Source organism: Caulobacter soli (assembly GCF_011045195.1).
In the GTDB taxonomy this organism is placed as follows: Bacteria; Pseudomonadota; Alphaproteobacteria; order Caulobacterales; family Caulobacteraceae; genus Caulobacter; species Caulobacter soli.
Window position 1 is genome coordinate 2,924,849 of sequence record NZ_CP049199.1, and the last position, 19,925, is coordinate 2,944,773.

Consider the following 19,925-nt stretch of genomic DNA (forward strand, 5'->3'; position numbering starts at 1 on the left):
ATGAAACGTCTTCTTCTCGCCGCGTCAGCCGCGAGCCTGTTGGTTTGCGCGCCGGCGACCGCCCAGGTCGCCGCCAAGGCCCCGCCCCTGCTGACCCTCAAGGTCAAGCCAACGCAACTGGATGTCGCCGCCGGCACGGCGAGCCTCGAGGTGACCATGGTCGTCGAAGGGGTGGCGGCCTCCGCCGGCCATCCGGTGCTGACCCACCTGAACGGCGCGCCCAACATCGCCCTGCCGTTTCGTGTCGAAGGGCTGACGGCCGCCGACGACAACGGCGACCTGCCGCTGGTCTCCAAGGACGGCGGGCGCACCTACACCGCCCCGCGCGACGCCGCTGGCAAGCTGACCGTGACCTATCGCCGGCCGATCAGCGCCGCCACCGGCGGTTCGCTGTCGACCATCCCCACGGTCGACGGCCCTGGCGTCTCGGGCATCGCCAACATGCTGTTCCCGCTGCCGACCTCGGCCCAGCGCTATCACCTGACCATGGACTGGGACCTGTCGGCCATGCCGGCCGGCTCGACCGCCGTGACCAGTGTCGGCGAGGGGCTGCACATCGACGCCCCGTCGGTGCCGATGGCCAAGCTCAACTACATCATGATGATGGCCGGCAAGATCAAACGCGAGCCTGACCCGCCAGTCGGTTCCTTCAGCGCCGTGTGGACCGGCGACCCGACCTTCGACGCCGCCAAGGCCATGCAATGGGCCTCACGTCTGCACCACTTCATGAGCCGGTTCTTCGCCGATCCGGTAGAGCTGCCCTATCACGTGTTCATGCGCGCCCATCCCGGCGGCAACGGCGTGGCGGCCCCGATGGCCTTCACCATCGGCTTCAACGCGCGCACCACGCCGGAGAGCGTGGAGTCGCTGCTCGGTCATGAGATGACCCACACCTGGACCGCGGCCGACATCGGCAAGTGGTACTCGGAAGGCAACGCCGTCTACTACCAGACCCTGCTGCCCTGGCGGGCCGGGATGATGCCGACCGAGAAGCGCCTGCGGGACATCAACCTGACGGCGGCGCGCTACTACACCAACGACGTGATCAACGCGCCCGACAGCGACGTCCTGCCGAACTTCTGGTCGGACATGCGCTACAACGTGCTGCCCTATGATCGGGGCGCGCTCTATTTCGCGGTGCTGAACGGCAAGATCCGTCGCAAGTCCGGCGGCAAGCGTTCGGTCGACGACCTGATCCGGGCCATGGTCCAACTGGATCGCGAAGACAAGCCGATCACCGAACAGACCTGGGTCGACATGCTTCAGAAGGAGCTCGGCGACGAGGGACCGGCGATCCACAAGGGCATGATGGCCGGGACGTTGCGCCTGGAGCCGGAGTCCGACGACTACGGCCCCTGCTTCCGCCGGATCAGCACCAAGATCGGCCGCTATGACCTCGGTTTCGGCGGCCCCCAGCTCAAGAACTACCCCGTGGTCGTGAACCTGCGGCCGGACTCCAACGCCGCCAAGGCGGGGCTGAAGGAGGGCGACAAGGTCTCCTCCCAGGCTAGCACCGACGGGGCCCAGAAAGATCCGAACATGCCTCTGACCATGCATGTCACCCGCGGCGACCAGAAGTTCGACATCACCTACCTACCGCGCGGCGAGCTGCGCGACGCCTATCAGTGGGAGCGCGTCCCGGGCGTGCCGGAAAGCGCCTGCAAATGACCCGGAGCCGCAAGCCGAAACCCCTCTCCCGTCGCGCTGCCCTGGCCCTGCTGGCCGCCAGCGCCGCCAGCCCTGTTCTGGCGCGCCAGGCGCCCTCGAAGGAGCCGCAGGACTTTCTGAAGTCCCCGCCCAAACCTTCGACGCTGAAAGGTCCGTTCAGCCTGGTGGCTATCGGCGACCTGTTGAACTCCAAGCCCATGGCGACCCTGGACGATCCGGCGTTCCAGAAGGTGGTCGACCTCGTCAAGGCCGGCGACGTCGCCATCGGCAACCGTGAGGGGGTGATCCTCGACCTGCCGACCTTCAAGGGCCAGCCTTACGGCAACGGCCAGATGTTCGGCGAAGCCGCCATGGCCGGCGACATGAAGGCCATCGGCGTCGATATGATGTCGATGGCCAACAACCACTCCACCGATTGGGGCTGGGAAGGCCTGATCGAAGCTCAGCGCCTGATCGACGAGGCCGGCCTTGTCCATGCGGGCGGCGGCATGACCTTGGCTCAGGCCCGTCAGGCGGGGATCATGACCACGCCGAAGGGCAAGGTCGCCCTAGTCTCCACGGCCTCGACCTTCAAGGTCAACGCCGGCGCCAACGATGCTTTCGACGAAGGCGTCCCCGCCCGCCCGGGCATCAGCACGCTGCGCCTGCGCAAGGTGAACCTGGTCAACGCCGAGCAGATGGCGCTAGTGCGGAGTCTCGCCAGCGAGCGCGCCTCCCCGTTGGAACCGGCTCCCAAGGCCGACGCTCGCGACGTGACGTTCGGCGACCAGATCTATCGCCTGGCGCCCGGCTCGGGTCCTCGCATCGCCTATGAGATGGAGCTCTACGATCAGGCGGCCCTGCTGAAGGCCGTGCGCGACGCCAAGGACGCCGCCGACCTGGTGGTCTTCACCATCCACGCCCACGAGAGCCCCACCGGCCTCGACGACGACACCCCCGCTCCGCCAGACTTCCTGCTTACCCTGTTCCACCAGACCGTCGACGCCGGCGCCGATCTCGTGCTCGGCGGCGGGCCGCATTCGCTGCGGGGCATCGAAATCTACAAGGGCAAGCCGATCCTCTACGGCATGGGCCTGTTCACCCTGCGCGCCCAGATCAAGGCCAGCCAGGAGACGGTGTTCCGTGTCTGGCCGGACGAAACGGGCCATGCGCCCAAGCCCGGCGCGGGCGGAGCGAACAGCGGGGGCGGGACGCCGCCCAAGTGGCTGCAGGGCGTCGTCGCTGTAGTCGACTACGACGCGCGCGGCCGCGAAAAGGCCGTGCGCCTCTATCCGATCGATCTGCAACACACGGCCGAAGGCGGCGCACGCGGCGTACCGCATCTGGCCAAGGGCGCCGTCGCCGCCCAGATCCTGGCCGACCTGCAGACCGACTCCGCGGCCTTCGGCACCAGGATCGAAATCCAGGGCGAGACCGGCCTAATCCATATCCGCTAAACCAGGGCCTGCGCCGTCTTTCGCATGGGTGCGACGACGGCGCAGGTGGATTTCGCGGGCCCGCGCGTATTACCGCTGAGTGGTCCGAGCTTTCCCCTGGAGACAACGTCTTTGCCGCCGCACGCCGAAGCCGTCGCCAACGCCATGAGCCAACGCTTTCGGCCGGCGTTGATGGCCTTCTTCCTGCGGCGGCTTCGCAACCACTCCGAGGCCGAGGACCTAACCCAGGACGTGCTGATGCGCGTCGCCGAGAAAGGCGCCTCCATCGACGCCTCCCGGCCCGACGCCTATGTCTTTCAGATCGCCGCCAACCTGCTTCGTGATAGAGGGCGTCGCATGAAAGTCCGCGCCATCTACCAGCAGGGACTGGGCGCCCATGAGGCCAGCCGCGTCGAGGAACTCGATCCCGACCGCGTGATGCAGGCGCGCCAGTCCCTGGCCACCGTGGTCAACGCCCTGCGCGAACTGCCCGAACGCACCCGTACGATCTTCATACTGTTCCGCTTGGAGCACATGAAGCAGCGGGAGATCGCCGACATGCTGGGAATCTCCGTGCGCACCGTCGAACAGCACGTCATTCGGGCTAGCACTCACCTACGGGAACGACTAGGAGGCGAGCAATGAGCGCCTTTCTATCGCAGCCTGTCGCCGATCCGGCGGAAGCCGCCGCCCTGTGGGCCATGCGGCTGGCCGAAGGCGAGATGACGCCCGAGCAACAGGTCGCGTTCGACGCCTGGCTGGACGCCGATCCCCGGCACGGCGCGCTGCTCGAGGAAACCGTCGGCGCCTGGCGCGCCGTGGACCACTATGCCGGCGCCGAGCCGGTGATGGCCCTGCGCGAAGCCGCCCTCGCCTCCGCCCGTCGCACGCTGCGCAAGGGCAAGGGCCACTTCCCCATGCGCCAGGTGGTTTCCGGCCTGCTGGCCGCCACCCTGTTGCTAGCCATAGGCGGCGGTCTGCTGTGGGCGCGCATGGCGCCGCAGGTCTATGAGACCGGCGTCGGTGAACGACGGGTGGTCGCCCTGAAGGACGGCTCCAAGATCTCTCTCGACGCCGCCACGGTGGTGAAGGTGCGCTACGCGGGCGGCAAGCGGCAGCTGTGGCTGGAGCACGGTCGGGCCAAGTTCGACGTGGCTCATGACGCCCTGCGCCCGTTTTCGGTCGCCGCCGCCGACAAGATGGTGGTCGCCACCGGCACTGCGTTCAGCGTCGAGCTGATCAAGACGCAGGTTCGGGTCGTACTCTATGAAGGCCATGTCGCCGTTCTCAAGCGCGACGTGGCGAACGGTCCGGAGGCCGGGCGCGAAACGCCGGTCGAGATCGACCATATCCCGGCCGAGCACCTTCTCGCCCCCGGCCGCGAACTGATCCTGCCCGACAATTCCCCGGCCCGCCTCGCCCCTCGGGCCGCGGCCGTCGAGCCGGCCGACCCGGTGCGGTCGCTTTCGTGGGAGGGCGGCTTGCTGGTCTTCGAGGATGAACCGCTGGACGTCGTGGTGGACCGCATGAACCGTTACGCGGCCAAGCCACTGGTGGTCGGCGATGCGGCCACCGGCCGCCTGCGCATCTCGGGCGTCTTCCGCGCCGGCGACACAGAAGGCCTGGTGCAGGGTCTCGCCGCTGGTTTTGACGTCAAGGCGCGCACCTCGGCCCAATCGATTGCGCTGTTTGCGGGCGCCGTCCCCAGACGTCCAAGCTAGCCCAAAGGGCGGTTACGCTCGCGCGGTCGGACGCCGAGAATGAAACCGTCAACCTGTCGCCAACAAGGGTCGCGAAGTTGCCTGGGATCAGGGGGACCATTCTGAGGACCGCAGCGGTCGCCACCGTCTGGGCGACCCTCGCCGGACCACAGCCGGTCCTCGCCCAGTCCCAGTCCCCGCCCCTTCGCTTCGACCTTCCGGCTCAGTCGCTCGGCAGCGCCCTGCGGGCCTTTGGCCAGACGGCCAACCAGCCGATCATCTTTTCCGAACAGGCGGTGCGCGGCAAGCAGAGCCGGCCTCTGCGCGGCGTGGTGTCGGTGGACGACGGACTGCGCCGCCTGATCGCCGGCAGTGGTCTGGTGATGACCCGCACGCGGTCCGGGGTGCTGGTCCTCGGCCAAGTCACGACGTCCGCCGGTCCCGCGCCGCCGCCAGAACCGACGATCGAGGAACCGGCCAGCGCGGCCCTCTCGCAGCTGCTGGTCACCGGCTCGCGCATCCGGCGCACCGATCCCAACACGGTGGCCCCGGTCACCGTGGTCAACGCCGACGACCTGAACGATTTCGGGTTCACGCAGTTCGGCGACCTGCTCAACCAATCGACCTCCAACACCCCCACCATGCTGGTGGCCACCTCCCAGGGGTTGCCGGTGCTGACCGGCGGACGACAGCCGCCCAACCTGTTCAATCTGGGCCCGGGGCGCACCCTGACCCTCGTCAACGGCCGACGCACCGTCACCTCCGCGTCAAGCCTGGCCGACCGCGCGGTCGACGCCAACCTGATCCCCACCGGCCTCGTCCAGCGGGTGGAGATCGTCCAGGCCGGCGGAGCGGCCGTCTATGGTTCGGACGCCATCGCCGGTGTCGTCAACTACGTGCTCAAGACCGATTTCGAGGGCCTGGAACTCGACGCTCAGTACGGCCAGTCGACCCGAGGCGATTACCCTCAGCCCGCTCTTCGCCTGACCGGCGGTCATAATTTCGCGGACGGCCGCGCCAATGTCGCCGTCAATCTGGAATGGTCCAAGAGCAGCGCCCTGCGTGAAGGCGACCGCGCGTTCACCGCCAGCGCCCCTCGCCTGGTGACCAACCCGCTCAATCTCAGCGCCAGCGACGGACAGCCGCCGACCATCCTGGTCAACAACGCCCATCTGTGGCCGTACAACCGCAACGGGGTGATCTTCGCCAGCCCCGGCGTGTCGTTCTCGAACCTGCTCAGCGTGGGCGGCGTCCCGGCTCAGATCAGCGCCGACGGCCTGGCGATCGCGCCCTACGACCCCGGCGCCATTCAGAGCGGCGGCGCCGTGGCCGTCGGCGGGGATGGACTGGACACGCGGGAGCTCTCCTCCCTGGCCACGGGCGTCGAGCGCTTCGCCGGAGCCATGACCACCCGCTTCGACCTTAGCGACCACCTGAAACTCTCCAGCGAGGTCATCTACGGCCAAACCCAGGCGGCCGAACCCTATGGCACCCAGAGCATCCTGCGCTGGGTCGGCGGCTCGGTCGCCTCCGGCCAGGGCCCGATCGCCTTCACCCGCGACAATCCCTTCCTGAGCGCCGACCAGGTGGCGACGCTCAGCGCGGCCAGCCCCGCCTTCGCCACCGGCGGGCCGCTCTATCTGTCGCGGTTCACGGACATCCTGCCCACGCGCGAGCGGCGCAACCTGGCGCGTAGCGGCCGCGCGCTCGTCGCCCTCGACGGCGACTTCAGCGCCGTCGATCGCCAGTTCTACTGGAACCTCGCCATGAGCCGCAGCCGCACGGACGGCAAGCAGGCGGTCTGGGCGCCCTACACCCAGCATATGGCGGCGGCGCTCAACACCGTGCGCGACGCCTCGGGCCAGATCGTCTGCGCGATCAACGCCGACGCGACCCCCGCCAACGACGACCCGGCCTGCGCGCCGCTCAATCCGTTCGGCCAGACCACCGCATCCCCGGCCGCCCGCGCCTACGTCTCGGCGCTCTCTGGCGCGAGCTACGTCAATATTCACGACGACCTGCTGGCTTCGATGGGCGGGGATCTGGCGCGACTTCCGGCCGGCAAAATGCAGTTCAGCCTCGCCTACGAGCACCGCCGCGAGAGCTCCCGCTACACGCCCTTCGCCGCCGACCAGGCTGGCCTGCTGTTTTCCGGTACGCGCACGCCGCCATCGTCCGGCCACTACAGCACCAACGAGTATTCGGCCGAACTGCTGGCCCCGCTGCTGGGCGACGGCTTCGGGCCGGACATCATCGAGCGGCTGGAATTCTCCGGCTCATATCGCCTCGTCGACCACAGCCTGGCTGGACGCGAAGAGGTTTGGGGCGCCGGCCTGCGGCTGCAGACCCGCTACGGCCTCAGCCTGCGCGTCTCCCGAAGCCGCAATTTCCGCGCCCCCACCCTCGACCAGCAGTTCGCTCCCACCAGCCAGAGCTTCACCTTCATCGGCAACGATCCCTGCGACGCCGACCACATCACCGGCGGCTCCAACCCCGCGGCGCGGCTGAAGAACTGTCAGGCCCTGTTCGCCGCCCACCCAGGCTATGGCCCCCTCGCCAACTTTCAGGACCCGGCCGAAAACACCTCGATCACCGCCGTCACCACCGGGGGCAACCCCAACCTCGGCAACGAAATCTCGCACACCACGACCTGGGGTCTTGTATTCCAGCCCAGCTATGTTCCCGGCCTGATGATCTCCGCCGACCGCGTCGAGGTGGAGTTGCGCAACGGTCTGTCGAGCTTCTCGCCCGCCAGCTTCCTGACGGTCTGCTACGACAGCGATCCGCAGCCGGCCGCCTTCTGCGGCGCCTTCACCCGCGACGCCGCCGGCACGATCGTCACGGCCCGCCAGACGACTTTCAACGCCGGGCTGCTGCAGTATCGAGGCGAGATCTACAACGCCAGCTACCGCTTCCCCCTGGGCGCCCCGTGGGATCGCGATTTCGGCACGCTGGAACTGGCCGGCGAGGCGACGCACACCACTCGCTATGTGACCTCGGTGACCGGCTTTGACCGCACGGTGTCCGACGGCTCGGCCTCGGCGCCAGAGTGGCGGATCCGTCTCGACGCGCGCTATTCGCGCGGCCCGCTGCGGCTGGCCTATTCCATCTACTATCTGCCGCGGACCAAAAGCGCGGTGACCGACACCATCGAGACCACGCCTTACCCCGTCATCGCCGCCAACGCCCAGCACACCCTGTCAGTGCAATACGACTTCGGCCGGCTGACCCTACGCGGCGGGGTGATCAACCTGACCGACGAAGCGCCAAGCTTTCCCCTGCGGGGTTACGGCGACATCATTGGCCGCCGCTGGTTTCTGGGATTCAGGGCGCGGTACTGAGCTAGAAATCCAGGCCTGACGAGCCGACCTTTCACGATGACGGCGCCGGCGGATCTCCAGATCGCAAAAAAGCGCCGGGCTGGCGAACCAGCCCGGCGCTCAATTCTGGCCTAGTCCAAGCCTAGTATTTGGCGCGCAGGCCGATGTACCACTGGCGGCCCATGATATCGCCGTAACCGCGCGTCGGGAACGACGGCATGGTGTCGGTCAGGTTATTCACCCCGCCCCGCAGCGTGTAGTTCCTGAACGTGTACTGGGTGGAGATCGAGTGGGTGGTGTTCGACGCGATGATCGGCACCGGGGTGGTCTCGATGGTGTCGGTGAAGCCGCTCTTGGCCTCCGACAGACGATAGGCCGAATAGAAGATCTTCAACGGTCCCTTCGAATAGCGAACATCGAAGCGGGTGCGGAAGTCCGGCGTGGTCGTGGTGCCGTCGGTGCGCGCCAGGATCGGGGTGGTGGTCGCTGTCCCCTGCTTGGTGTTGTGCGTCACCTCGGTGGCGAGTTCGAGCGAGCCGAAGTCCTTGCCCCACAGGGCGCCCAGCGGGAAGCGATAGCTGAGGTTATAGATCTCGCCGTTCCAGACGACCCGACCGGCGTTGAAGGTCGTCGACCGACCCTGGGTGATGTAGCCCGAGGCGTTCCGCGTGAAGGTCGAGCAGGCGTCGGCGCTGCCTTCGTCGTAACAGAGCGCCGCGAAGCTGGCCGGGCTGAAGGCGACCAGACCATCGGTCAGGTTCACCTCGACCCGATCGACGGTGAAGGTCAGGCCCGGGATCTGCGGCGGCTGGATCACGACGCCCCAGGTCGTGGTGTTGGAAATCTCGTTCTTCAGGGCCGTGTTCCCGCCGCTGGTGACCGAGACAATGCCGGTGTTCTCCGCCGGATCCTGGAAGCCGGCCAGGGAGCCATATTCAGGGTGGGCGGCGAACAGGGCCTGGCAGTTCTTCAGGCGGTTGGCCGGATTGTTTCCGCCATTGATCCGGTCGGCGTCGCAGGGGTCGGAGCCAAGCGGCTGGCCGCTGGCCGTCGAGGTCGGCGCGAACAGCTGGTCGAGGCTGGGCGCGCGGAAGTTCTTGCTCTTGGAGGCGCGGAACGAGATGCCGAAGAGGCCCGTGTCCCAGTTGCCGCCATAGCCCCAGACCTTGTTGATGCCGGCGATGGAGTGATCGACGTAGCGGTAGGAGCCGTTGAGCGTGAGGGCTTTCACCAGAGGCAGGGTGAAATCACCGCCCACGATCGGCAGCAGGCCTTCGGCCGAGTATTCGTTGGTGTGGTAGCCGGCGTCGCGGGCGATCGGCGGCGTGCCGGTCGTGGTGATGCCGGCGATGTCGGCCGCGAACGGGCGGAACTCGGTCTTTTCATAGCGATGCTCGTAAGCGGCGCTGAACTTGAGCGGGCCGGCCGGCAACTTGATCACGTCGCCGCCGATCACGGCCAGGAAATCGTCCTGGAAGTTGTGAGCGGTCGATCCCGTCAGGGCCGAGACGTAGGCCCGCGCGGCGGCGGACTCGTTGCCCTGGCCGAACGGGTTCAGCGCCACGCAAGCGGGATCGTCGTTGGCGGGGTTCGCGTCGGCGTTGATGCCGCAGACGATCTGCCCCGCGCCGTTCTTCACCGGGTTGTTCACGGCGTTGTTCATATGGGCCAGATAGGGCGCCCAAGTACTGACGGTGTAGTCGCTGGCGGCGTGACTGCCCGATACGCTCCAGGTGAAGTCCCGTTCGAAGGCCTTGAAGTCGCCGTCGAAGCCAGCCTCGAGGCGATAGACCTCGGTCTCGGTGTGCCGGTCACGGCTGGGCAGGATGTCCATGAACCGGGTCATCGACAGATTGCCGCCGGCCGCGAAACTCGGGCTGGCCGCGCTGAGGGTGGCGATCGCCCCGGGGGTCAGGAACGGATTGTTCTTGTTGAAGCTGATCGGACCATTGGCGCCGCTGTTGCCGACGGTGCGGAAGACCTGCTGGGTGCCGTAGGGGTCGACGGACTCTTCCTTGGAGTAGAGCACCTCGCTCGAAAACTTCACGTGATCGGTGATGTCGTAATGGCCGAGCGCCGAGAAGTTGATACGCTGCAGGCCCGCCGCCAAGGTCGACAGGGCGCGCCGGTCCAGGCCCTGGCCGCCGATCGCCGTGGTGTTCGTGCCGATGATCGTGCCGGTGTCGTAGGGGATCACGGATTGTCCGTCCGGCGACCATTGCAGGGGACTGCCATTTAGCTTGAGCAAGCCGCCGACGGCGTTGTTGGGCGTCGCCCAGATCACGCCATAGGGGTTGTAGGTCCAGATGCGGCCATTGAAGATGTAGGCGGTCGGCGCGATGCCATCGGTGGTCGAGGTGTTGGCCGGGTTGGTGATGCTGGACATGCCGTTGGCGGTCCGCGCACGCTGGCTTTCCAGCAGCGGATCGGTCTTTGACCACGACAGGTCGGCGGCGATATTGCCGCGGCCGTCGGCGAAGTTCTTGCCCACGGTCGCCCGCAGCTGTCGGCTAGGATAGCTGCCGCCGCGGCCCTCGCCGTATTGACCGTCGACGGTCAGACCCTCGAAGTGGTCCTGCAGGACGTAGTTGACCACGCCGGCGATGGCGTCTGAGCCATAGACCGCCGCGCCGCCCCCCTGGACGATGTCGACGCGCTTGACTAGGCCCGCCGGGATGATGCCCGAGTCGACGGTGCGGTCGCCCAGGCCCGACGAGGTAGCCACCATGCGACGGCCATTGACCAGGGTCAGGGTGCGCCCGGAGCCCAGACCAAACAGGTTCGGCGATGTCTTGGCGTCACCGCCCGGAAAGCCTTGCCCCTGCCCGACCGGCAATTGCGGAACGTTGGAGGTGACCTGATTCAGCAACAGGCCCAGGTTGAAGATGCCACGCTCCTCGAGGTTCTCCGGCGTCAGCACCGTCACCGGCGCCGAGGTCGTCGTATCGCTGCGCGGGATGCGCGAACCGGTGACGACGACTTCGGAGAGCTGCTCCGCGCTCGCCGCGCTCGAGGCCTGGGCGCTCGCCGCGCCCGCTGAAAAGACCAGCAGCGCCGCCGCCGCCGTCGAACCCCAAAGGCCCGACAACCGTGTTGCTTGAATCATTTGAATCCCCCTCATCGAGTCTGACGACGGAGCCCATTCCGCCGTTCTCATGAGGTGCTACGCACCAGGGTCGAAAACCCGCTGGCGCCCCCTGGTCGGGTAGGCGGTCGCGACGGCCGGCCAGGACCGCGCGCGCATCGACGCCCAGAGTTTAGGCGCTGGGCGCCTCGCGACGTTGCACGATCGCCGCGCTCCCGCCCGGCCCGCGCCGCGGATAATCGGACTCCGCCCGTAAAACCTTCAAGGACGGCGCGCTAAGGCTGCGCCGGCAGACGAGTGGGACTTGGGCGATGACGAGTATGGGGCGACGAAGGCCCAGCGGCCTGATCGCCATGGCGGCGATCTTCATGCTGATCGAGCCCGCCGCGGCCCACGCCCAGAGGGCGGCCTATCACGTGAACCTGCCCGCCCAGCCGCTCGGCGCCGCCCTGCGAGCCTTCAGCCAGACGACCAACGCCCAGATCATCTTCGCCGAGAGCCAGGTGCGCGGAAAGCGCAGCCCGACCCTGGTCGGCGCCTATACCGTCGACGAGGGGCTGCGGACATTGCTGGTCGGCGCCGACCTTTCCGTCGTGCGTACGCGGGCGGGCGTCTATTCGGTGATCGCCAAACGTTCTCACCAGGGCGCCGTTCGGGTTCCGAGCCCTCGTGCGTAGACCTTAGCAAAGGTCAGGGACGCATCCCCGCGCCCCACGCCAAGCGCTCGAAGGTCGACATGCTCACTCGCCGCAACCTCACCGCCCTCGCCGCCGCCGCCGTGGTCGCGCCGGCCGTCGCCCACGCCCCGGTTGCGAGCGCCAAGACCGCGAAGGGCGGCGTGGCCGATCCGCTGCGCGACCTGATCGTGATCAACAGCCTGGGCGGGCTGGAAGATCCCAACAAGGCCAATCTCGACGCCGACGCGCCGCTCAGCAAACGGGTGATCGACGATGCGGTCGCCTCGGGCCTGACGGCAATGAACATCACCCTTGGCTACGTCTCCGGCGACGCCGAGCCCTTCGAAACCTCGGTCCGTGGCGTCGTCTCCGCCGACAAGATGGTGCGCGAGCATTCCGACCGCCTGACCAAGGCCCTCACCGCCGCCGACATCCGCCGCGCCAAGGCCGACGGCAAGATCGCCCTCATCTACGGCTTCCAGAACGCCGCCCAGATGGGAACTCAAGTCGACCGGGTCGATCTGTTCGCCGACCTGGGCGTGCGGGTAGTCCAACTGACCTACAACCCGCAGAACCAGCTCGGCGGCGGTTCGATGGCGGCGGCGACCCTGCCGCTGACGCCGTTCGGCCGCGAGGTGGTCGAACGCCTGAACGCGCGCCGCGTTATCGTCGACCTGTCGCATAGCGGCCAGCAGACCTGCCTGGACACCGCCCGCGCCTCCAAGGCGCCGATTTGCATCAGTCATACCGGCTGCCGCGCCCTCAACGATGTGCCACGCAACAAGACCGACGAAGAGCTGCGTCTCGTCGCCGATAAAGGCGGCTATGTCGGGATCTACTTCATGCCCTTCCTGGCCGACCGTCAGATCACCGGCGACGACGTCTGCGCCCACATCGAGCACGCTATCAAGGTCTGCGGCGAAGACGCCGTGGGCGTCGGCACTGACGGCGGCACGACCGGCATCGACGACATGGAGGGTTGGAAGAAGGCCTTCGCCGACCAGATCCTGCATCGGCGCGCCATGGGCGTCTCGGCCCCGGGCGAACAACCCGACCGCTTCACCTTCGCGCCCGACATGTACGGCCCTGACCAATTCCGGATCCTGGCCCGCAAGCTGGCCCAGAGAGGGCACCCGCCTCGCCGCATCGAGAAGGTCCTGGGCGGCAATTTCCTGCAATACGCCGCCGACGTCTGGGGCGGGTAGGTGATCACCGCCTTCGAGTTAAACAGAAACCGACAGCCGAGGCGGCGGTGGCTCCTGCGCTGAACGCCTTCTCGAGGCCCATCCGGCGAAATTGGCCCCTCCTTGCGATCAGCCGTGTATCGCTTTGGTTGCCGCGTCGGTCAGCAGCAGTTTCTGCGACGCCCGAGATAACGGCTTCGACGACGAGGAATTGGCTAGCTCTTGGCCATTCGATCTCAGTCTGAGCAGGGGCATTGCGCGAAATCCGGACTCAAGGATCGCTCCGGAGCCCGGACCTAGGCGTCAGCTAGATCGCAGGCGTTTCAGCTCTTGTCATGGAGCGATCGAAAGTCCGCCGGTCGGTTCCCGATTTGGCGCAATCAGCTCCGGGTGGTCGGACTCCAGCCGCCGCCCAAGGCCCGGAAGGACCGCACCGCCGCGCGGGCGGCCTCGGTATCGGCCTGGGCGCGGGCGTCGCGGGCCGCCAGCAGGCGGGCGTCAGCGTCCAGCACCTCGATCAGGCTGACCGCGCCGGCCTTGTAGGCCAGCTCGGACGCCGAACGGGCCTTGGACAGAGACTGCTCGCCGCCGACCAGGATCCGCGCCTCGTCCTCGCGCTTGACCAGGCTGGAGAACGAGTCCTCGACGTCGGCCGTGGCCCGCAGCACCGACTGCTGATAGGCGGCCAGGCTCTCGGCGTTGCGGCCCTTGGCGACCTTGATCTCGGCATTGACGCGGCCGAAGTCGAACAGACGCCAGCGCAGACCCAGCACGCCCTGGGCCTGGTTGGCCGAGCCCTGGAACAGCGAACCGGTGGCCGTCGAGGCCGTGCCGACCAGGCCGGTCAGCGAGAACTTCGGATAGTATTCGGAGACCGCCGCGCCGATCGCGGCGTTCGAGGCCTTCAATCGCCACTCGGCGACCGCCAGGTCGGGACGACGGCGGATCAGGTCGGCCGGACCGACGGCCTCGGTGATGGCTGGAGCCCGCGGCACCGGCGCGGCGGCGGCCAATTGCGCGCGCGTGGCGCCGGGCTGGGCGCCCAGCAGCACGTCCAGCGCGTTCATCGCCGCCTCGAGCCCCTCCTCCAGCACCGGCACCTGGGCGCGGGTCTGGGCCAGTGCGCCCTCGGCCTGATGCAATTGCAGCTCGGAGGCGACCTGGCGGCTCTGTTGCAGGCGCACGGTCTCGACCAGCTTTGACTGGGTATCAACTTGGCCCCGGGCGACGGCTAGCCGCGCCTGCAGGCCCCGGATCACCAGATAGGTGTCGGCTGTCTGGGCCGCGACCGACAGGCGGGCCGCCGCGACGCCGACCTTGGCGGCCTGGTAGTCGGCGACGGCCGCCTCGCGGTCGCGCCGCAGGCCGCCGAACACGTCGACCTCCCAGCCGGCGGTGACATCGGCCTCATAGAGCGAGCCGTCACGGTCGAAGCCCGGCGCGCCGGACGCCAGCCGGCCGGTGGGGGTCTGGGTCGAGAGGTGGGACCGGGCCGCGCTGGCCTGGACACCGCCGGACGGCAGCAAGGCGGCGGTGGCGGCCGACAGTCCCGCTCGCGCCTGGGTCACCCGGGCGGTGGCCTGGGCCAGGTCGAGGTTCTGGGCCAGGGCGCGGTCGACCAGGCCGTCTAGCACCGGATCGTTGAAGCCCTTCCACCAGGCTGCCTGGTCGGTCGGCGCGGGCGGGGCCGCGCGCTGGGCCACGGCGTTGGCGCCGATGAACGTTCCGGAGACCGCCGACGGCGGCGCGACATAGTTGGGACCCACGGCGCAGGCGCTAAGGGTGACGCCAGCGAGAGCCAGCAGAGCCAAGCTCGAAACCGATCGCATCGCGACCTCCTCGTGATTTACAGTGACCATATGCTAATACGGTCACTCGTTGTCAATCACGACCCTCGATGCTACCTATCTGAGCATGACCATCGACACCACGACCCATGACGCCGCCGCGGGTCGCCGCGGGCCGGCCGACCACGCCATCCGCCAGCAGATCATCGACGCCGCAGACGCCCACTTCGCGCGCTTCGGCTACGGCAAGACCACGGTCGCGGACCTGGCCAAGGCCGTCGGCTTCTCGAAGGCCTACATCTACAAGTTCTTCGAGTCCAAGCAGGCGATCGGCGAGGCGATCTGCGCCCAGTGCCTGGACAAGATCATGTCGGCCGCTTTCGCCAGCGCCGCCGAGGCGCGCACGCCGACCGAGAAATTTCGAAAGCTTTTCAGCACCATAACGGCGAAAAGCACCGAACTCCTGTTCCAGGAGAAGCTGCTCTACGACCTGGCCGCCAACTCCGCGACCGAGAACTGGCCCTCCGCGCTCGCCTATCTCCAGCGGGTCGAGGCGGCCTTGCGCGAGATCATCCTGCTGGGCCGCGAGGCGGGCGAGTTCGAGCGCAAGACGCCGATCGACGAGACCTGCTCGGCCATCATGCTGGCCATGCAGCCGTTCATGCATCCGCTGCTGCTTGAGTTCAATCTGGACGGCCTGCCAGAGACCCAGACCATGGTCATCAACATGATCCTGCGAAGCTTGGCGCCGTAGTCGCCTCCAAAAATCGATAGTGACCAATTGACAAATTGGTCACTGGGCACGAAATGGGGATCTCCGCTCAAGGCAGGACCCCTTTCGCCATGTCGCATCGCTTGCTCCTCGCCGCCCTCGTCGGCGGCCTAACCGCCCCGCTCGTCGCGTGCGGCGGCCATGACGCCGCCGTCGATCCCCGCACCCAGCCGCCGGTCGTTCGGGTCGCCACCGCCCCCGCCGCCATCGACGGCGAGCGCCAGTTCACCGGCGTCGTCTCCGCCCGCATCGAGAGCCAGCTGGGCTTCCGCGTCCCGGGCAAGATCGTCGAGCGCCTGGTCGACACCGGCCAGACGGTGCGCCGGGGCCAGCCCCTGATGCGCATCGACGCCGCCGACTACGCCCTGGCCCAGGCCGCCCAGGACCAGACCGTAGCCGCCGCCCGGGCCCGCGCCGTCCAGGCCGAAGCCGACGAGGCCCGGTATCGCGACCTGGTCGGGGCCGGCGCGGTGTCGGGCTCGACCTACGATCAGATCAAGGCCGCCGCCCTGGCCGCCCGCGCCCAGTTGCAAGCCGCCGAGGCCCAGGCCCGGGTGTCGCGCAACGCCGCCGGCTACGCCGTGCTGGTCGCCGACGCCGATGGCGTGGTGGTCGAGACCCTGGGCGAGCCCGGCCAGGTGGTCGCCGCCGGCCAGACGGTCGTGCGCCTGGCCCATGCCGGTCCGCGCGAGGCGACGATCGCCCTGCCCGAGACCCTGCGCCCCGCCGTCGGCTCGACCGCCACCGCCTCGGTGTTCGGCAACGACGCCGCCGCCCCTGCCCGCCTGCGCCAGATCTCCGACGCCGCCGATCCCCGCACGCGCACCTTCGAGGCGCGCTACGTCCTGGACGGCGCTCTGGCCTCTGCCCCTCTGGGCGCCACGGTGAGCATCGCCCTTCCCGGTGCCGTGGCCGGCGCGACCAAGACCGGCGGCCGCGCCGTGCCCCTGGGCGCCCTCTATGACTCGGGCAAGGGCCCGGGCGTTTGGATCGTCGACGCCAAGACTTCGACGGTCAGCTGGCGCCCCGTCCAACTGGCGGCCGTCGGCGAAGAGACCGCCACGGTCACCGCCGGCCTCGCCGCCGGCGAACGCTTCGTGGCCCTGGGCGCGCACATGCTGCACCAAGGCGAGCGCGTCAGCCTGCAAGCCGGAGCGGCGCAATGAGCTTCAACCTCTCCGCCCTGGCGGTGCGCGAACGCTCCGTCACCCTGTTCCTGATCATCGCCATCGTGCTGGCCGGGACGTTCGCCTTCTTCAAGCTGGGCCGGGCCGAGGACCCCAGCTTCACCATAAAGGTGATGACCGTGGTCACCGCCTGGCCGGGCGCCACCGCGCAGGAAATGCAGGACCAGGTGGCCGAGCCGCTGGAAAAGCGGCTGCAGGAGCTGAAATGGTACGACCGCGCCGAGACCTTCACCCGTCCGGGCCTGGCCTTCACCACCCTGACCCTGAAGGACCCGATCCCGCCCAAGGAGGTGCAGGAGCAGTTCTACCAGGCCCGCAAGAAGCTGGGCGACGAAGCCGCCAACCTGCCGCGCGGCGTGCTGGGCCCGTTCATCAACGACGAGTATGGCGACGTGACCTTCGCGCTCTACGCGCTGAAGGCCAAGGGTGAACCCCACCGCCAGCTGGTGCGTCAGGCCGAGACCCTGCGCCAGCGCCTGCTGCACGTGCCGGGCGTCAAGAAGGTCAACATCATCGGCGAGCGGCCCGAGCGCATCTTCGTCGAGTTCTCGCAGGATCGCCTGTCCAACCTAGGCGTCAGCCCGCGCGAGATCTTCGCCGCCCTGAACGAGCGCAACCTCGTCACCCCCGCCGGCTCGATCGAAACCAACGGCCCGCAGGTGCAGATGCGCCTGGACGGCGCGCTGGACGACCTGCAGACGATCAAGGACACGCCGATCGTGGTTGGCGGCAAGACCCTGAAGCTGTCCGACCTGGCCGAGGTCAAGCGCGGCTACGAGGACCCCGCGACCTTCTTCATCCGCAACGGCGGCGAGCCGGCCCTGGAGCTCGGGGTGGTGATGAAGGAGCGCTACAATGGCCTGCAACTGGGCAAGGATCTGGACAAGGAAGCCAAGGCCATCGCCGGCGAGCTGCCGCTGGGCCTGACCTTCGCCAAGGTCACCGACCAGGCGGTGAACATCACCGAGGCCTATGACGAGTTCATGCTGAAGTTCTTCGTGGCCCTGGCCGTGGTGATCGCCGTCAGCCTGCTGAGCCTGGGCTTCCGCGTCGGGGTCGTCGTGGCCCTGGCCGTGCCGCTGACCCTGGCGGCCGTGTTCGTGATCATGCTGGCCACCGGCCGCGACTTCGACCGCATCACCCTGGGCGCCCTGATCCTGTCGCTGGGCCTGCTGGTCGACGACGCCATCATCATCATCGAGACCATCGTGGTGAAGATGGAGGAAGGCCGCGACCGCATCTTCGCCTCGACCTATGCCTGGGGCCACACGGCCGCGCCGATGCTGGCCGGCACCCTGGTGACGATCATCGGCCTGATGCCGGTGGGCTTCGCCAAGTCCAGCGCCGGCGAATATGCCGGCAACATCTTCTGGGTCGTGGCCTTCGCCCTGATCACCTCGTGGTTCGTGGCGGTGATCTTCACGCCCTACCTGGGCGTGATGCTGCTGCCGAAGATCAAGCCCGTCGAGGGCGGTCACGCGGCCATTTACGACACGCCGCGCTACCGCCAGTTCCGTGGCCTGATCGGCTGGACGGTCGCCAACCGACTGAAGGTGGTGCTGGGCGTCGTGGCGGCGCTGGTCGTGTCCTTCCTGATGATGGGCATGGTCAAGCAGCAGTTCTTCCCGATCTCCGACCGCCCCGAGGTGCTGATCGAGGTGCAGACTCCCGAGGGCTCCAGCATCGAGACCACCAGCCAGGCGACGGCCAAGGTCGAGGCGTGGCTGAGCAAGCAGCCGGAGGCCAAGATCGTCACCAGCTATATCGGCCAGGGCGCGCCCCGCTTCTTCCTGGCCATGTCGCCCGAGCTGCCCGATCCGTCCTTCGCCAAGATCGTGGTGCTGACCTCGAACGAGAAGGCGCGTGACGCCCTCAAGAGCCGGGTGCGCCAGTTCGCGCAGCAGGGCTCCGTCACGGGCGCCCGCATCCGCGCCACCCAGATCGTCTTCGGCCCGCCCTCGCCCTGGCCGGTGGCCTTCCGCGTCATGGGACCCGACCAGGCCAAGGTGCGTGAGATCGCGCAGCAGGTTCGCGGCGTCATGCAGGCCAACCATTCTCTGCGGCAGGTCAACACCGACTGGGGCGAACGGGTCCCGAGCATCCACTTCGTGCTCGACCAGGACCGTCTGCGCGCCATGGGCCTGTCCAGCCACGACGCGTCCGAGCAGCTGCAGTTCCTGCTGACCGGCGCGCCCGTGACCCAGGTCCGCGAGGACATCCGCACCGTCGAGGTGATCGCCCGCACCAGCGGCGCCGATCGCCTGGACCCGGCCAAGCTGGGCGCCTTCACCCTGCTCGGCTCGGAAGGCCAGCGCGTGCCGCTCGACCAGATCGGCAAGGCCGAGATCCGCATGGAGGATCCCATCCTGCGCCGCCGCGACCGGCTGCCCACCATCACCGTCCGCGCTGACGTCGGGGCCGAGTTCCAGCCGCCCGCCGCCTCCGCCGAGGTGATCCAGGCGCTGGCGCCGATCCAGGCCAAGCTGCCGGCCGGCTACCGGATCGAGGCCGGCGCCGACATCGAGGAAGCCGGCAAGGCCAATGCGGCCCTGGCGGCGGTCTTCCCGCTGATGTTCATCCTGATGATGATCGTGATCATCTTCCAGGTGCGGTCGCTGTCGGCGATGTGGATGGTGCTGTTGACCGCGCCCCTGGCCCTGGTCGGGGTGGTGCCGACGCTGCTGATCTTCCACCAGCCGTTCGGCTTCAACGCCATCCTGGGCCTGATCGGCCTGGCGGGGATCATCATGCGCAACGGCCTGATCCTGATCGGCCAGATCCACACCAACGAGAAGGACGGCCTGGACCCGTTCCACGCCGTGGTCGAGGCCACGGTCCAGCGGGCCCGGCCGGTGATCCTGACCGCCCTGGCGGCGGTGCTGGCCTTCGTGTCGCTGACCTTCTCGGTGTTCTGGTCGTCGCTGGCCTACACCCTGATCGGCGGCACGATCGGCGGAACCGTGCTGACCCTTGTGTTCCTGCCGGCGCTCTATGCGCTCTGGTTCAAGATCCGCGAGGAATCGCGCGCTGATCCTTCAATGGCTCCGGCCATGGAGGCGTCCCCCGCCTAGAGCCGCCGCTCCCGGCTTGGCTTGCCTCGCCGGGAGCCTGATCGCGGCGGCCGCCCCTT

The 19,925-nt window shown here is 68.1% G+C and carries 12 protein-coding genes; 10 read left to right on the forward strand and 2 right to left on the reverse strand.

The annotated features are described in order from the left end of the window. The 5 genes from G3M62_RS13540 to G3M62_RS13560 all read left to right on the forward strand — a co-directional run bounded on the left by G3M62_RS13540 (position 1) and on the right by G3M62_RS13560 (position 8,124). A complete protein-coding gene (locus G3M62_RS13540; RefSeq protein WP_165187823.1) occupies positions 1 to 1,668 on the forward strand; it encodes a M61 metallopeptidase family protein in 1,668 nt (555 codons plus the stop codon). Next, positions 1,665 to 3,104, forward strand: a complete 1,440-nt coding sequence (locus tag G3M62_RS13545; protein ID WP_165187825.1) for a CapA family protein — start codon at positions 1,665 to 1,667, stop codon at positions 3,102 to 3,104. The genes G3M62_RS13540 and G3M62_RS13545 overlap by 4 nt, the downstream gene beginning before the upstream one ends. 111 nt (positions 3,105 to 3,215) lie before the next feature. Continuing rightward, a complete protein-coding gene (locus G3M62_RS13550; RefSeq protein WP_246263269.1) occupies positions 3,216 to 3,728 on the forward strand; it encodes an RNA polymerase sigma factor in 513 nt (170 codons plus the stop codon). Beyond that, the gene (locus G3M62_RS13555; protein WP_165187827.1) at positions 3,725 to 4,804 is read left to right on the forward strand and encodes a FecR family protein; all 1,080 of its coding nucleotides are present in this window, start codon (positions 3,725 to 3,727) and stop codon (positions 4,802 to 4,804) included. The genes G3M62_RS13550 and G3M62_RS13555 overlap by 4 nt, the downstream gene beginning before the upstream one ends. Positions 4,805 to 4,881: 77 nt before the next feature. Further along, on the forward strand, positions 4,882 to 8,124 hold the full coding sequence (locus tag G3M62_RS13560; protein ID WP_165187829.1) for a TonB-dependent receptor domain-containing protein: 3,243 nt from the start codon (positions 4,882 to 4,884) through the stop codon (positions 8,122 to 8,124). A gap of 121 nt (positions 8,125 to 8,245) precedes the next feature. Here G3M62_RS13560 and G3M62_RS13565 read toward each other — a convergent pair whose 3' ends face one another. Then, positions 8,246 to 11,209 carry a TonB-dependent receptor plug domain-containing protein gene (locus G3M62_RS13565; RefSeq protein ID WP_165187831.1) on the reverse strand — a complete coding sequence of 988 codons (2,964 nt, stop codon included), beginning with the start codon at positions 11,207 to 11,209 and terminating at the stop codon, positions 8,246 to 8,248. 290 nt (positions 11,210 to 11,499) lie between these two features. Here G3M62_RS13565 and G3M62_RS13570 point away from each other — a divergent pair, with 290 nt between their 5' ends. Next, positions 11,500 to 11,865 (forward strand): STN domain-containing protein, encoded by a 366-nt coding sequence (locus tag G3M62_RS13570; RefSeq protein WP_165187833.1) that lies wholly within the window; start codon positions 11,500 to 11,502, stop codon positions 11,863 to 11,865. 59 nt (positions 11,866 to 11,924) lie between these two features. Continuing rightward, the gene (locus G3M62_RS13575; protein WP_165187835.1) at positions 11,925 to 13,070 is read left to right on the forward strand and encodes a dipeptidase; all 1,146 of its coding nucleotides are present in this window, start codon (positions 11,925 to 11,927) and stop codon (positions 13,068 to 13,070) included. A 359-nt stretch (positions 13,071 to 13,429) separates the two neighbouring features. Here the strand turns inward: G3M62_RS13575 and G3M62_RS13580 are convergent, their stop codons facing one another. Further along, entirely contained in the window at positions 13,430 to 14,878 is a 1,449-nt protein-coding gene (locus G3M62_RS13580; protein ID WP_165187837.1) for an efflux transporter outer membrane subunit, read from the reverse strand. A 49-nt stretch (positions 14,879 to 14,927) separates the two neighbouring features. On the opposite strand from G3M62_RS13580, the gene G3M62_RS13585 reads away from it, so the two are divergent. The 3 genes from G3M62_RS13585 to G3M62_RS13595 all read left to right on the forward strand — a co-directional run bounded on the left by G3M62_RS13585 (position 14,928) and on the right by G3M62_RS13595 (position 19,866). After that, on the forward strand, positions 14,928 to 15,590 hold the full coding sequence (locus G3M62_RS13585) for a TetR/AcrR family transcriptional regulator (RefSeq protein ID WP_343037643.1): 663 nt from the start codon (positions 14,928 to 14,930) through the stop codon (positions 15,588 to 15,590). Positions 15,591 to 15,679: 89 nt separating this feature from the next. Further along, positions 15,680 to 16,774 (forward strand): efflux RND transporter periplasmic adaptor subunit, encoded by a 1,095-nt coding sequence (locus tag G3M62_RS13590; RefSeq protein ID WP_165187841.1) that lies wholly within the window; start codon positions 15,680 to 15,682, stop codon positions 16,772 to 16,774. Next, positions 16,771 to 19,866: an efflux RND transporter permease subunit gene (locus G3M62_RS13595; RefSeq protein WP_165187843.1), complete on the forward strand. Its 3,096-nt coding sequence runs from the start codon at positions 16,771 to 16,773 to the stop codon at positions 19,864 to 19,866. Before G3M62_RS13590 ends, G3M62_RS13595 begins: the two co-directional genes overlap by 4 nt. The last annotated feature ends 59 nt before the right edge of the window (positions 19,867 to 19,925 follow it).